This is a genomic window from Acinetobacter sp. MF4642 (genome assembly GCF_002018925.1).
Taxonomy (GTDB): Bacteria; Pseudomonadota; Gammaproteobacteria; order Pseudomonadales; family Moraxellaceae; genus Acinetobacter; species Acinetobacter johnsonii.
In genome coordinates, this window is the sequence record NZ_MVON01000008.1 from 38,451 (window position 1) to 53,390 (window position 14,940).

General features: G+C 42.8%; 17 protein-coding genes. 16 read left to right on the plus strand and 1 reads right to left on the minus strand.

Features of this window, described 5'->3' with window-relative positions; translation table 11 throughout:
* Position 1 precedes the first annotated feature (1 nt).
* The 16 genes from MF4642_RS06340 (at position 2) to MF4642_RS06415 (ending at position 13,928) form a co-directional block, all read left to right on the plus strand.
* Positions 2–418 (plus strand): hypothetical protein, encoded by a 417-nt coding sequence (locus tag MF4642_RS06340; RefSeq protein ID WP_004983505.1) that lies wholly within the window; start codon positions 2–4, stop codon positions 416–418.
* Between the two features lie 164 nt (positions 419–582).
* Complete coding sequence (locus MF4642_RS17055; protein WP_202971249.1) at positions 583–807, plus strand: transposase family protein; 225 nt, start codon at positions 583–585, stop codon at positions 805–807.
* Positions 808–925: 118 nt separating this feature from the next.
* Positions 926–1,396, plus strand: a complete 471-nt coding sequence (locus MF4642_RS17060) for an IS5/IS1182 family transposase (RefSeq protein ID WP_005399975.1) — start codon at positions 926–928, stop codon at positions 1,394–1,396.
* Between the two features lie 81 nt (positions 1,397–1,477).
* Positions 1,478–2,758: a glycosyltransferase family 4 protein gene (locus tag MF4642_RS06355; RefSeq protein WP_078425670.1), complete on the plus strand. Its 1,281-nt coding sequence runs from the start codon at positions 1,478–1,480 to the stop codon at positions 2,756–2,758.
* Between the two features lie 192 nt (positions 2,759–2,950).
* On the plus strand, positions 2,951–3,502 hold the full coding sequence (locus tag MF4642_RS06360; RefSeq protein ID WP_004697666.1) for a phosphatase PAP2 family protein: 552 nt from the start codon (positions 2,951–2,953) through the stop codon (positions 3,500–3,502).
* Positions 3,503–3,592: 90 nt separating this feature from the next.
* Positions 3,593–3,793 carry a Fe-S cluster assembly protein IscX gene (gene iscX / locus MF4642_RS06365; protein WP_004697668.1) on the plus strand — a complete coding sequence of 67 codons (201 nt, stop codon included), beginning with the start codon at positions 3,593–3,595 and terminating at the stop codon, positions 3,791–3,793.
* Positions 3,794–3,903: 110 nt separating this feature from the next.
* A complete protein-coding gene (ndk, locus tag MF4642_RS06370) occupies positions 3,904–4,335 on the plus strand; it encodes a nucleoside-diphosphate kinase (RefSeq protein WP_078425671.1) in 432 nt (143 codons plus the stop codon).
* Positions 4,336–4,458: 123 nt separating this feature from the next.
* A complete protein-coding gene (gene rlmN, locus MF4642_RS06375) occupies positions 4,459–5,694 on the plus strand; it encodes a 23S rRNA (adenine(2503)-C(2))-methyltransferase RlmN (RefSeq protein ID WP_004697671.1) in 1,236 nt (411 codons plus the stop codon).
* A gap of 16 nt (positions 5,695–5,710) precedes the next feature.
* Positions 5,711–6,511: a type IV pilus biogenesis/stability protein PilW gene (gene pilW / locus MF4642_RS06380; RefSeq protein WP_004697674.1), complete on the plus strand. Its 801-nt coding sequence runs from the start codon at positions 5,711–5,713 to the stop codon at positions 6,509–6,511.
* On the plus strand, positions 6,502–7,278 hold the full coding sequence (locus MF4642_RS06385; protein WP_004697676.1) for a helix-turn-helix domain-containing protein: 777 nt from the start codon (positions 6,502–6,504) through the stop codon (positions 7,276–7,278). The genes pilW and MF4642_RS06385 overlap by 10 nt, the downstream gene beginning before the upstream one ends.
* Positions 7,279–7,296: 18 nt before the next feature.
* Entirely contained in the window at positions 7,297–8,418 is a 1,122-nt protein-coding gene (ispG, locus tag MF4642_RS06390) for a flavodoxin-dependent (E)-4-hydroxy-3-methylbut-2-enyl-diphosphate synthase (protein WP_010327530.1), read from the plus strand.
* Between the two features lie 3 nt (positions 8,419–8,421).
* On the plus strand, positions 8,422–9,717 hold the full coding sequence (gene hisS / locus MF4642_RS06395) for a histidine--tRNA ligase (protein ID WP_078425672.1): 1,296 nt from the start codon (positions 8,422–8,424) through the stop codon (positions 9,715–9,717).
* A gap of 27 nt (positions 9,718–9,744) precedes the next feature.
* Positions 9,745–10,443, plus strand: coding sequence for a YfgM family protein (locus tag MF4642_RS06400; protein ID WP_078425673.1), 699 nt, complete (start codon positions 9,745–9,747; stop codon positions 10,441–10,443).
* A complete protein-coding gene (gene bamB / locus MF4642_RS06405; RefSeq protein ID WP_078388498.1) occupies positions 10,440–11,585 on the plus strand; it encodes an outer membrane protein assembly factor BamB in 1,146 nt (381 codons plus the stop codon). The genes MF4642_RS06400 and bamB overlap by 4 nt, the downstream gene beginning before the upstream one ends.
* A 168-nt stretch (positions 11,586–11,753) precedes the next feature.
* On the plus strand, positions 11,754–13,163 hold the full coding sequence (gene der, locus MF4642_RS06410; protein ID WP_004697684.1) for a ribosome biogenesis GTPase Der: 1,410 nt from the start codon (positions 11,754–11,756) through the stop codon (positions 13,161–13,163).
* Positions 13,164–13,253: 90 nt separating this feature from the next.
* A complete protein-coding gene (locus MF4642_RS06415; protein ID WP_171262501.1) occupies positions 13,254–13,928 on the plus strand; it encodes a 4'-phosphopantetheinyl transferase family protein in 675 nt (224 codons plus the stop codon).
* A 33-nt stretch (positions 13,929–13,961) separates the two neighbouring features.
* Here MF4642_RS06415 and secF read toward each other — a convergent pair whose 3' ends face one another.
* Entirely contained in the window at positions 13,962–14,936 is a 975-nt protein-coding gene (gene secF, locus MF4642_RS06420) for a protein translocase subunit SecF (protein ID WP_171262502.1), read from the minus strand.
* Between the last annotated feature and the right edge of the window lie 4 nt (positions 14,937–14,940).

Here is a 14,940-nt window from a genome sequence, read left to right on the forward strand (position 1 = left end):
CATGAAACTGAACATTATTATACTGCTGTTTTGTGTAGCGGCCACCCCAATAGCTTATGCAAAACAGTGTCAAATTGAGCGTTTAACTTCAAGCCAGTTGAATCTAAGTTCATCGTATCTTAGTCAAGCTGCAACTTCTTTCTCAGTGGCTTGTGATAGTAATTACGCGATTAAATTCAATTCGCGTAATTTAACTAATGCAACAGGGAGTAGTTATTTAGTCAATGAGAAAAACTATAAATTGAGAACTCAAATGAATATTTCAGGAGCAAGTGCATCACGTTGGAATAGCCCTATTGCTCAACCAGCAACTGAGCAAAATAAGTTTGTAGTCTTGGTGCAATTGATGGAGCGCCCAACTGCCTTAACCCCAGCAGGTGTGTATAAAGATAGCTTGTATATTAATTTGATGTTTTAAATTTTAGGTCTTTAAACTATTAATATGTAAAAAGATACCTACTAATCATAGGTGTCTTTTTATTTTATTGCATTCATTAGATCTCTTTCATAAATCAAAAAACGACCTATCTATTGCTGATTATTTGTACCGAAGAATCTTAAACATTCAGGCATAATCTTTGAATGAAATACATCTATTCAAAGAAGCTTTCTGAAACACAGTTTAAGCGATATACCGGCATCTCATGGTCAACCTTTAATTTAATGGTTGAGCAATTGAAAATGCATGTTCCTGCCAAAGGTAGACCATCTAAATTAAGCCTAGAAGATCAGATTCTCTTATGCTTAAGCTATTGGCGTGAATACCGAACATTATTCCATGTCGCAACAAGTTATGGCGTGTCATAGCCCACTGCTTCAAGAATCGTACACCATGTAGAGGACTGCCTCATCAAGTCCAATTTATTTAATTTACCAAAGCATTTGCCTGAAGGCGAAGGTATTGACTGGAATGTGGTGATCGTAGATGCCACAGAAATTCCAATACAAAGGCCTAAAAAAACAGAAGAAAAGCTATAGTGGTAAGAAGAAGGCACATACTTTCAAAGTTCAAGCCATTGTTCATTATAAAACTCAGCAAATTCTGAGTTTATGCACAAGTCGTGGTGCTGTACATGATTTCGAACTTTTCAAACGCAATTTGAATCAGATTCCTGCAAGTGCCTTTATACTTGCAGATAAGGGTTATCAAGGGATTTACACAGTGTATCGAAATAGCCTATTGCCATTAAAAGCAAAAAAACGCTGCAAACTAGATCCTGAGCTAAAGCTTTACAATCGAGAAATTAACAAAAGAAGAATTGGCATTGAGCATGTATTTGGCAGTTTGAAAACCTTCAAAATCCTTGCTGAGCGATATCGCAATCGAGGAAAAAGATTGGGATTGAGGTTCAATCTAATTGCTGGGATCTATAATTTGGAACTGAGTAAAAAATGATTTATGAAAGAGGTCTATTATCATCAAACTGTCAAATAGTTTAATTAAACTTGGAGGAAAATAAGAAAAGTTTGGAATAACATGATCGCTTCAATGACAACAAAATTATTCAAACAGCACAATTTCCCGGAACCTCAGCGGTTTTATCTCAAGCAACAACATCAGCATAATATTCAGCAAGAACTTTCTATCCTTCAAGAAACACTCAAGCCCAAGTTAAAAATAACCATCGTGACGGAAACATGGTCACCAGAAATCAATGGTGTTGCGAACTCTTTATTACAACTGTGTAAAGGTTTGCAAAAACTGGGGCATCGTATTCAGCTCATCCGCCCAGTACAAAAAACCATATGTACCGACTTTCAGGCAGAACAGGAGTGTTTGGTTTGGGCAAAGAGCATTCCTAAATATGCCGACATGCAATTTGGTATGCCACAGTATGTTAAAGTCAGCAAAGCGATTGAACGCTTCGCACCAGATGTGGTCCATATTGTGACGGAAGGACCGTTGGGGTTGACGGCACTGTATGCTGCTCAAGCACATCAAATTCCAGTGTCGAGTGGCTTTCATTCAACTTTTCATGACTTTAGTCGCTTCTTTGATTTGGCTTTACTGGTCAAACCGATTGAAAGTTATCTTCGCTGGTTTCATAACCATACGGTACTCACCTGTGTGCCGAGTGAAACCACGTTAAATCAACTCCAGGCCTTTGGGGTGACTTGTCCTTTGGTTGAGGTTGGGCGAGGGGTCGATACAACTCGCTTCCATCCAGAGCACCGCTCAGAACAATTGCGTCAGCATTGGCAAGCAGATGCAAATACTACGGTGCTGTTATATGTGGGGCGTTTATCTCCAGAAAAAGAAGTCGATGTGCTCATTCAAAGCTATTTGAATATCAAGAAGCAGCAATCACGCAAGTTGAAAATGGTGATTGTGGGAGATGGGCCAGATCGCAAGCGCTTAACTGAGATGGCAAATGGCTCAGATGTTATTTTTACGGGAAGCTTAACAGGGCAGTCACTCGCTCAAGTCTACGCCAGTGCAGATGCTTTTGTTTTTGCTAGTCAAATAGAGACTTTTGGTAATGTGGTACTCGAAGCCATGGCCAGTGGCTTACCTGTGGTGGCCTATAACTATGCCAGTCCGCAGCGTTATATCAAGCAAGGTATAACAGGGTGGTTGAGTCCTTTTGGACAAGTGGCACACTTTATGCAAACTATTATTCAGTTGCCAGAGCAAAAGGTGCTTAGATGTATGGGAACTCAAGCGCGTCAGGACATTGAAAGTGTGGGCTGGCAGTATCCTGTAAAACAGTTTGAGCAAGCCTTATATCACGCGGCAAATATTAAGGCAGCACCTTAACCAATAGCTGTTTTAAAAGTGTCAGTGATAAAGATGAGTTGGGTAATTTTGATGGGTTTTAATTTAAATCATCAAACTGTCAAAAACACCCTTTAATATGAGCTTAACGAGAAGCGATTTTGATGAATTAAATCGTCATATAACAATGATTTTTCAGCTGAACTTTCAACATTGTTGTTAAGGAGAAGTGGTATGAATCTTAAAACTGCAAAAATAAGAATATTAGATTTAGATTTAAAAGGTTGTGTCTATCTCAATCATTTTTCCCATTCGCATGCTGTAGCCAATTTTTTTAAGCGGATCAGTCGATTGGGAGATGGCATCTTTTGGTACACGATGTTGGCTTTAACTTGGTTGTTGCAAGGATTGGTCTACAGTTTGCAAATCGTGTATTTGGTTCTTGGTTCATTGTGCGGGACCTTAATTTATAAAGTTTTAAAAATCAAAACTATTCGCCCAAGACCCTATCAAGTACATCAGGTGATTCGAATGGGTGAGCGACCGCTTGACCATTTTAGTTTTCCTTCAGGTCATACTCTACATGCAGTGATGGTCAGTACGTTATTGGGCTTTGTACAGCCAATTTTATTGGTGCTCATGTTGCCTTTTACTGTTTTGGTTGCCGCGTCACGCATGATTTTAGGGCTACATTATCCAAGTGATGTGTTGGTCGGAGCGGCTATAGGTGCGGTTGTAGCCGTCGCTTTAATTTGTAGTGCACCATTTTTAAATATCGTGTTGTAAAAAAGCCCAATTTTATCCCAAACAAACTAGCGCTTAAATTTCAGAGTTTGCTACAGTACAGCATCTTCTACATTGTGATGAGACTCCACCATGGGCTTACGTTGGTCAGACACTATTGATATTGCTATTGAGTTGTATGAAGCTCATCCAGATGTCGATCCGCAGTGGATTCGCTTTACAGACTTACATGCTTGGGTGTGTGCCTTACCAGACTTTAGTGATGATCCGACCAAGTCGACTGAAGGTTTGCTTGAAGCAATTCAAATGGCATGGATTGACGAAGCACGATAATCCTTGCATCGAAAAAAGCAACTTTTTACAGAGTAAAAGCAGAAAATTGTGCATTATGTCGGTATAATGCGCCAAAATTTTCATGTCTACATTGACTTAAGGAGCCAATCATGGCTATTGAACGTACTTTATCTATCGTAAAACCAGACGCAGTTGCTAAAAACCACATCGGTGACATCTTTGCTCGTTTTGAAAAAGCTGGTCTTCAAATCGTTGCAACTAAAATGAAACACTTGACTCAAACTGAAGCTGAAGGTTTCTACGCAGAGCACAAAGAACGTGGTTTCTTTGCTGACCTAGTTGCGTTCATGACTTCTGGTCCAGTTGTTGTTTCAGTTCTTGAAGGCGAAAACGCAGTTCTTGCTCACCGCGAAATTCTTGGCGCAACTAACCCTAAAGAAGCTGCTCCAGGCACTATCCGCGCTGACTTCGCTGTAAGCATCGACGAAAATGCTGCTCACGGTTCTGACTCTGTAGCATCTGCTGATCGTGAAGTTAACTACTTCTTCGCTCAAACTGAGATTACTCCACGTACTCGTTAATTCGAAGTATTCAAACCAGATAAGTGTTATTATACTTATCTGGTTTTTTTTATTCCCTGAATAAGTTTCTGCTCGTTTATTGAGCTTCTCCTTTCATCGTTAGACATAGTTTAGGTAATACACATGAGTACTGAAGTGGTCGCTGTCTCTACAGTTTCGGCTGAACAGCAACAATCTCCATCCGCTCCTGCACAGCAAAACTCTGTTGCGAAAGTGAACTTACTTGGCATGTCACGTCCGCAGCTTGAAAAATTCTTCGAAGATATGGGAGAAAAAAAGTTTCGCGCAGGACAGGTGATGAAATGGATTCACCAGTTTTTTGTGACTGATTTTGCTGAGATGACCAATATCTCAGGCAAATTGCGTGAAAAACTTGAAAAGCTCTGTGAAATTAAAGCGCCAGAAGTGGTGCATAAAAACTATTCTAAAGATGGTACGCGTAAGTGGGTGTTTCGTGTCGGTGAGGGCGAAGGCTCTTTGGTTGAAACCGTATTGATTCCTGCTGAGCATCGCAGTGGTTTGCGCCGTACTTTATGTATTTCATCTCAAGTAGGCTGTGCACTGGATTGTTCATTCTGTTCAACCGGTAAACAAGGCTTTCAGCGCGACTTAAACCCAGATGAAATTATTGGTCAGTTATGGGTCGCAAACTATTCTTATATGGAAGATGTGCCTGTAGCTGAGCGTGAGCGTTCGGTGACCAACGTCGTAATGATGGGGATGGGCGAGCCATTACTCAACTATGATGCCGTATTGAGCTCAATGCGTATTATGCTAGATGACTTTGCTTATGGTATGTCTAAGCGCCGTGTGACCTTGTCAACTTCAGGTGTGGTGCCGAAAATTGATCAATTGGCACAAGATATTGATGTTGCATTGGCAATCTCCCTACACGCACCAAATGACGAACTGCGAAATGAATTGGTTCCAATCAATAAAAAATATCCATTGGCACAACTGATTGCAGCATGTCAGCGTTATATCGCTAAAGACGGTAATGAAAGTGCGCGTAAGCATGTCACGATTGAATATGTGATGTTGGATGGGGTGAATGATCATCCTGAGCATGCACAGCAGATGATTAAACTGTTGAAGAATTTACCAAGTAAAATTAATTTAATTCCGTTTAATCCATTTCCACATGCGCCTTATGGTCGTTCAAGTCGCAACCGCATTATTTCTTTCCAAAAAACTTTGTCTGACGCCGGATTTGTGTGTACGATTCGTCAAACGCGTGGTGATGATATTGATGCTGCCTGCGGACAATTGGTCGGTCAAGTGGCCGATCGAACACGTCGTGCTGAGCAGTGGAAAAAGAAAGTAGCAGAGAAAAACGAGATTCTACGTTCACAAGGATAATATAAGGGGATGCCAATTGAAAAAACCCGTTTCTAAACTTTACCTTGCGCTGACACTAGGTGTGTCAGTGTGGTACTTGGTGGGTTGCCAAACCGTGAATACGAAAGGTGATCCAAGTAAAGCAGTACAAGTTAGAACGCAGTTGGCGGCTGAATATATTAAGTCGAATGATTACGATGCTGCGAAACGCACATTGGATCAGGCATTAGACATCGACTCTCGTGATGCATCTGCAAATATGATGATGGGGGTGTTGTTACAGCGTGAAGGCAGTCCACAAAATGTGGAAAAGGCAGAGCGTTATTTTAAGCATGCAATTGCGGCTGAGCCAAAAAATGCACAGGCTCGTAACAACTACGGTACGTATTTATATCAAATTGGGCGTTATAATGACGCGATTGATCAACTTCAAGTTGCAGGTTCAACTTTAGGGTATGATCAACGTTATCGAGCATTGGAAAATTTAGGTCGTGCGTATCTACAAGTAGGTCGAGTGGCGGAAGCCGAAGCAGCTTTTAAACAAGCCCTACAGGTAAACTCAGGTGCCTATCTTGCCATGATCGAAATGGCGGAAATTTCATATTTACGTCAGCAAAATGCTGAAGCTACGCAGTACTATGAACAGTTTGTGCGAGCGGTGGGCGAGAAAAACTTAGATGCGCGTGCGCTTTGGATTGGGATCCGAATTGCGCGAGCAAATCATGACACGATGGGTTCGCAAGTACTGGTCAACCAGCTACGTGCATTGTATCCAGACAGTCAAGAATACAAACGTTATTTGCAATTACAGTACACTACTGAGGCCGTATGGAAGTAAATCCTAATTCACCACAATCGAATGGTTCTAGCAATGCTTTAGGAAATATCCAACGTCCGGGTGATTATCTTCGTCAAATTCGTATTACACAAAAACGTGAATTAAGCGACGTTGCCAAAGAGTTGAATATTCCACTCAAGACCTTAACTGCGCTTGAGCAGGACGAGTATACAGCGCTTCCAGAAGCAACCTTCATTAAGGGTTACTATCGTACTTATGCGAAGTTCCTAAAAGTGGATGCTACTACGATTATTCAGCGTTTTGATGACATCTATGCCAATGATACGGGGCTATTGCCGAATCATGCATTGAATAATTCACCGATTAAAATCATGGGTAAATTACCCGGTTCTAACCGTGACCGTAACCGTAAATGGTTGAAACGTGGACTGATTGCGATTGTTGTAATTGCGATTTTGGCAGCGTTGTTCGGCATGATTCAGAATTGGTCAGGCAGTACAGATGAGGCTGCGACTCCGCAGACGGAATCTGATGTACAAATCATCAATATGAATGGGGCTGCTGCAACCACAGGGGATCAGTTGAAACTTGAGTTCAATCGTCCTACGTCTGTACATATTGTCGATTCAACGGGGAAAGTACTGGCAACAGGGCGTCAAGCTTCTACGCTTGAGCTTGCGGGTGAGACTCCTTTTCAAATTCGTATCGATGATGCTGCTGCTGTGTCACTCAGCTTAAATAATGAAAGTATTTCATTGTCACCATATACCGTCGGTGGAAAAGCAGATTTCCGCTTGTCACGTTAATGGGATCAAGGAAAAGCAATGATTGTAAATCCAATTAAACGCAAGCCTACTCGTAAGATTCGTGTAGGTTCAGTCTATGTCGGTGGCGATGCACCCATCAGCATTCAAAGTATGACCAATACTGAAACTTGTGATGTGGAAGCAACGCTGGCGCAAATTCAGCGCTGTGCAGATGTAGGTGCGGACATCATGCGCGTTTCTGTACCAACGATGGAAGCGGCAGAGGCTTTTGGTGAAATTCGTAAGCGTTCATCGGTGCCGTTGGTTGCAGATATTCATTTTGACTACAAGATTGCACTGCGTGTTGCGGACTTGGGTGCGGATTGTTTACGAATTAACCCTGGAAATATTGGCTCTGAAGCTAAAATCCGTGAAGTAGTGGCTGCAGCGCGCCATAACGATATTTCTATGCGTATTGGGGTGAATGCAGGTTCACTGGAAAAAGATATTCAAAAGAAATATGGTGAGCCAACCGGTCAGGCATTGCTTGAGTCGGCGATGCGTCATATTGATATTTTAGATCGTCTGAACTTTCATGAGTTTAAGGTTTCTGTAAAAGCATCCAATGTGTTTTTAACCATGGATGCTTACCGCCTACTTTCACAGCAAATTGATAATCCGTTACATCTGGGTGTAACAGAAGCTGGGATTTACCGTACAGGTTCAGTGAAATCTGCGATTGCATTGGGCGGTTTGTTGTTGGATGGCATTGGTGACACCATGCGTATTTCCTTGGCAGCGGAACCTGAAGAAGAGATTAAGATTGGTTTTGATATTTTAAAATCACTCAGTCTTCGCTCAAATGGAATCAACTTCATTGCTTGTCCAAGTTGTTCACGTCAAGAATTTAATGTGATTTCAGTAATGCAAGCCTTAGAAGAGCGTTTGGAAGACATTCGTACCCCAATGGACGTATCGGTTATTGGTTGTAAAGTGAATGGTCCCGGCGAAGCCAAAGAAGCTGATATTGGCGTGGTGGGGGCAAGTCCACGTTCACTGGTGTATCGTAATGGTGAAAAGAGCCATTTAATTGACACAAATCAGTTGGTTGACGAAATCGAAGCGATGGTTCGTCAACGTGTTAGCGATCTTGAAGACGCTAAAGCTAAAGAGATTATTCGCACAAGTTTTTCTGAGTAGATCATGAGTTCAATTGTCGCAATCAAAGGTTTTAATGACATTCTGCCAATGCAAACACCAGCGTGGAGACGTCTGGAACAGCATCTCGCATCATTGATGGATGCGTATGGCTACCAGCAAATTCGTTTGCCTATTGTTGAGCAGACCAATTTGTTCAAACGTTCGATTGGTGATGCAACGGATATCGTTGAAAAAGAAATGTACACCTTCTTGGACAAAGGTAATCCGCCTGAGTCTTTGACTTTACGTCCTGAAGGAACAGCAGGCTGTGTACGTGCCATGCTGGAGCATAACTTGCTTCGCGGTGCGACGCCTCGTGTCTGGTATATCGGGCCGATGTTCCGTTATGAAAAGCCGCAAAAGGGTCGTTACCGTCAGTTCCACCAGTTCGGCGTGGAAACCTTTGGTGTCGCAACCCCTGATATGGATGCTGAGCTGATTTTGATGACGGCACGTCTGTGGAAACGTATGGGTGTAGCAGATAAAGTTCAACTTGAGTTAAATACTCTCGGTGAGTCTGATGAGCGTGCAGCTTATCGTTCGGCATTGGTGGAGTTCCTAGAATCACATAAAAATGATTTAGATGAAGATTCACAGCGTCGTTTAACCACCAACCCACTACGTATCCTTGACTCTAAAGATGCAAAAACCCAAGCCATTTTAGAAAATGCGCCGAAGTTGCATGACTTTATGGGGGAAGAGACACTACAGCACTTTGCCACTTTGCAGCAGTATTTAACCGATGCAGGTGTGAGCTTCGTGATTAACCAAAAACTGGTGCGTGGCTTAGATTATTACAATAAAACTGTATTTGAATGGACCACCACGCATTTGGGTTCACAAGGTACAGTCTGTGCGGGCGGTCGTTACGATGGCTTAGTGGGTCAGCTTAAAGGCAAGGCCGATCAGTCTGTACCTGCAGTTGGCTTTGCGATGGGTATGGAGCGTCTGTTGTTGTTGCTTGAGCAAGTCGAAGACGCTACACCTATACGTGATTGCGAAATGTTTTTATTGGCAGATCCTGCTTCTCAAGGCAAAGCTTTGGTCCTTGCAGAACAAATTCGTAACCAGTTAGATGCTGCATCAAGTACGCTTCGTTTGAAAGTTGGTTCACATGGTTCAATGAAGTCGCAAATGAAAAAAGCGGATCAGTCTGGCGCATTGTTTGCCCTCATTTTGGGTGAGCGCGAGGTGGAAGCTGCACAGTTTGCCGTAAAAGAGTTGGCAACAGCTGAACAAACTTTGGTTGCGGTGGATGACATCGTGCCATTTATGATTGAAAAATTTTCTTCAAAATAAGCCAAAATATAAGGAAAGGGTAGTCACATGAGCGCATTAAGTGATGAAGAACAACTTGATAGTTTAAAGTCTTTCACTAAGAAATATGGTTCAGCCATTATTAGTGGGATTTTAATTGCGCTGATTGCCTTTTTTGGATGGCAATACTGGCAGAAGAAGACTTTAGCTGAGAACCAAATGAACACGGCTAAAGTTCAGCAATTGATGGATGAAGCACGTGCAACGCAAGGTGATGCATTTACAGCCTTGTCTGCAACTGCGGACAAAATTGTGAAAGAAGCACCAGATTCGGCGCATGCCATTCAAACGCAATTGTTGATGGCAAAATTGGCCTATGACAAAGCGGATTATGCCAGTGCTGAAAAAGCGTTGAAGAAAGTTGAAAACTCGAAAGTGGATGACGACGGCTTAGTGCAAATTGTGAAATTGCGTTTAGCGTATGCACAATTGGCGCAAAAGAAGTTTGATGATGCGATTAAAAACCTTGCATTGGTAAAAGATCCTGCTTTTAAAGCGACAGCCGATGAAGCTTTGGGCGATGTCTATGTGGCTAAAAACGACATCGAAAATGCAAAGAAAGCCTATCAAAGTGCATGGGATCAGTTGGTTGAACGTAAACAAGAACGCCAAATTTTACAAATTAAACTCGAAAGTGTTGGTATTTTAGTTGATGATCCTGAAATCGAACGTCCACTTATAGAAACAGCAGCGGAAGAAACTGAATGAATAGAAAATACAAAATTTCGTGCGCATTAACCGTATTAACTTTAGCACTTGCGGGTTGTGCAAGTAGCGGAAAAGTAGAAGAAGTTAAGCCGAATCCACTTCCAAAACTGACGCAGGCGAAAACCCTGACTCCTGTATTTTCTCAAAGTGTGTCTTCAACTTCGACTGCTGATCCTTTACGTTTACGCTTAGATGCAGACAACGGTGTAGTTTTTGCACTTGACCCTAAAGGTCTAGTGACGGCATATCAAGGCAAACAAAAACTATGGCAGAAAGAAGTATCTAAAGCCGGTTTGAGTTCAGGCGTTGAAGCTGCCGATGGTCATGTCATTGTAGGTAACGCCAAAGGTCAATTGTTTGCTTTAGATCAGGCAACTGGCGAGCAAAAATGGACAGCACAATTAACAGGTGCACTTCTTGCGCCATCGTTGATTCAAGCGGGTCGTGTCATTTCTGTAAGTAATGATGGCACTGTTTTTGCGCATGATTTGGCAACAGGTCAGCAAGTGTGGACCTATAACTTACCAAATGTACAACTTAGCTTACGTGGTAATGCAGCGCCTGTTCCTGTTGATGCGCGTACAGTGCTCATTTCTTCAGCTAATGCCTATGTTTATGCTTTAGATGTGCTTACAGGTGTACCACGTATGCAGCGCCGTGTAGCTGTGTCGGATGGTCGTTCGGATATTCAACGTTTGAATGATGTTGATGGTGATCCTGTAGTGGCAGGTCAGTACTTGATTACGACCAGCTATCAAGGTCAAGTGACCATGACAGACTTGGCTTCACAGCAAGTGGTGTGGAGTGAAGATTCGAGTAGTACGCAGCGCCCTGAAGTGGTGGGTAATGGTGTATTCGTGGCGCAAACTGACGGCAAGTTAGTGGCTTATGAAATTAGCACGGGTCAAAAGCTTTGGGAAAATGACAGCTTGCTGAACCGCCAATTGAGTAATCCAGTGATGTTGGGCCAAGACCTAATTGTCGGTGATCTAGATGGCGTATTGCACATGCTGAACCCTGCGACAGGTGAGTTGATCGGTCGTGCGAAGACGTCTGGTGAAGTTCGTACTTTACGTGTGATTGATGATCAACTCTATGTTGCAACACGAAAGGGTGCATTAAGCATTTGGCAGAATCGTTAATTCTGTTCGACTTATGTTAAACTAGTCGAAATTCGTATTTTTTAAATTCCTCGGGGTGTTTGCTTAGTCAAAACCCCGAGTTTTTATTCAGGTTTTTCACCTAATTTTTCTTCCAGTTTCTGATGTTCAGACCAGTCTCACTGGCTGATCTTGAATAAAGGTTAATCTATGAAACCCGTAATTGCGCTCATTGGTCGTCCGAACGTCGGAAAATCAACGCTATTTAACCAGATCACCAAAAGCCGAGACGCGCTTGTTGCTGACTTTGCCGGTCTGACTCGTGACCGTAAATATGGTGATGCTGTATTTCAAAATAAGTCTTTCATTGTGGTTGATACTGGTGGTATTGGCGAAAATGAAGGTGGTATCGACTCTTACATGGCAGAACAGTCTAAAACTGCCATCAATGAAGCCGATATTATTGTATTCGTAGTTGATGCACGCGCAGGCCTGCTCGCATCGGATGAGCAAATTGCTCGTGAGCTACGTACACTCGGTAAGAAAGTTTACCTTGTGGCGAATAAAGTTGATGGTGTACATGCCGAAGCTGCACTTGTTGAATTTTACAAGTTAGGTATGGGCGAACCTATGCAAGTGGCTGCGAGCCATGGTCGCGGTGTACAGCAAATGCTTGAAGACGTGCTTTCAAGTGTGCCCGAAGATGAAGATGCAGATGAGCACGACAAGAACACAGGCTTACGTTTAGCGATTATTGGTCGTCCAAACGTCGGTAAATCGACGCTAGTGAACCGTTTATTGGGTGAAGAGCGTGTAGTTGCATTTGACCAACCGGGGACAACCCGCGACTCGATCTATATCCCGTATGAACGTGATGGCCGTCAGTACACCTTAATCGATACTGCAGGTGTGCGCCGTAAAGGTAAAGTCGATGAAATGATTGAGAAGTTCTCAATTGTGAAAACACTCCAGGCCATTAAAGATGCCCATGTCATTGTGGTTGTACTTGATGCACGTGAAGGTGTGGTTGAGCAAGATCTACATTTGATTGGTTACGCGCTTGAAGCGGGCCGTGCGATGGTGATTGCGATTAACAAATGGGACAACATGTCTGAGTATGATCGTAAACAATGTAAATTGGATGTCGATCGTCGCTTTGACTTTATTCCTTGGGCGAAAGTGCATTTGATTTCTGCATTGCATGGTACGGGTGTGGGGGATCTATATCCATCGATTCACCGTGCTTATGATTCGTCACATTTGAAAGTTTCACCTGCAAAAATCACACAAATTTTAAGTGATGCTACGGATGCGCACCAGCCGCCAATGGTCGGTGGTCGCCGTATTAAAATGCGTTATGCCCATATGGGCGGACAAAATCCACCTACGATTGTGGTGCATGGTAACAAAGTTGATAAAACGCCTGCGGATTATCGTCGTTATTTAGAAAACGTATTCCGTAAAGTGTACAAACTTGAAGGTACGCCAGTGCGTATTGAGTTTAAAACCTCTGAAAACCCATTTGAAGGACGTAAGTCACAGGTGGATGAACGTACTGCAGCGCGTAAGCGTCGTTATGTTCAGAAATTTAAGAAAGCTGAGAAGAAATTCAAACGCTAATCAGGCATTAAAGTTTTGATGCTGAAAAGCCCAAAGTGATCTTTGGGCTTTTTTATTTTATGATGCATGAAACCATGATAGGAAGGCAAAGTGGCAAGGACAATACGTGTTGAGCTGAAAAAGATTGGGGACATTGTGCAGGTGGATCACAGCCTGTCACGTGTTGAGCAAATTACGCAGCGAAAACAAGCCATTTATCAATATCGCAATCAATGCTTATCTGAACAACAGCAGATGGTTGTGGATGATCGCTCCATTGCGCTGAGTGAGACAGGTAAACCTTATTTACTTGATCAACCTTCCTTTTATTTCAATCATAGTCACAGCCAAAACTACTACGCTTTAGCTACAAGTGAGCGGATGCAGGATCTTGGTGTGGACGTGGAAGAATTAAGCCGAAAAGTCCGTTTTGAGGCTTTGGCTAAACATGCTTTTCACGTAGAGGAACTTCGCGTGTGGCACCAGTTTGATCAGGACAAAGCATACTGGTTTAAGGTCTGGACCACCAAAGAAGCTGTGCTTAAAGCATCAGGTTTAGGCATTCGTTTAAACTTAAATGAACTGAATACCCAAGCACATCCAACGCATAATGGCGGCATGTGTAGTCATTCGCTGATTGGAAGTTTTGCCTATCAAAATTTTGAGTTGGGAGATGTGATGTTGACCGTGGCTTGGCGGTCAGAGCAGTCCTGTCGTGGCTATGCGTTGCCTCAGATTGAGCTGGTACAACATCTTCACACCGACATAAAAAAGCCTCTCGATTGAGAGGCTTTCCTTTTTACACATTATGATATGTATTTATGGAATTTCATTTTCTTCTTCAAACTCAGGCTTCACTTGAACAATGAAGTCTTGACGGTTTAAGCCACGCCATAAAGCAAAAGCTGTACCGATGTAGATTGAAGAGTAGGTACCCACAAAAACGCCCACAAACATTGCAACAGAGAACCATTTAAGGCCATCACCACCGAGGATCATCATCGAGATCACCACCAACAATAAAGTCATTGAGGTGTGAATGGTACGACGTAGGGTCTCAGTTAAAGCGATGTTAACGATCTCTAAAGGCGAAGCGCCACGAATCTTACGGAAGTTTTCACGAATACGATCCGAAACGACAATGTTGTCATTCAGTGAGAAACCAATCAGAGCCAGAATTGCAGCCAATACAGTTAAGTCAAATGGCCACTGCATCATGGCAAAAATACCGATGGTGACCACTACGTCATGGAACAAAGACAGTACCGCACCCATTGCCAGTTTGAACTCAAAGCGAACCGTTACGTAGACCAACATCAGCAGTAACGCTAACGCCACAGCACCCGCTGAGCGAATGTAGAGTTCATTTCCGACTTGCCCACCCACCACATCAACTTTATTTACCGAAGCTGAGTTGCCTGGAAGCTGAACAGCTTGGGTGATGGCATTGGTTAAATCTTCTGCGGCTGTGTCTTCTTGTACAGGCATACGCACTATCAGATCACGATCTGAACCGATGGTTTGTACTACAGGGTCATGAAAGCCAGCTTTGGTTAATGCAGCAGAGACATCGGCTGATTTAACAGGTTTTGTGTAGTTCAGCTCAGCTGAAATACCACCAGTGAAGTCTAGACCTAAGTTAAGCCCCTTGGTGAAAATGAAAAATAAACTGCCGATGGTTAAGACAATAGAAAGAATGGCTGCAGGCAGCGCAATCTTCATAAAATCAATCACACGTTCATCATCTGGACGGCCGTATTTTTTTGAATCTTGTTGAGTCACATCAGTCATCATCGAT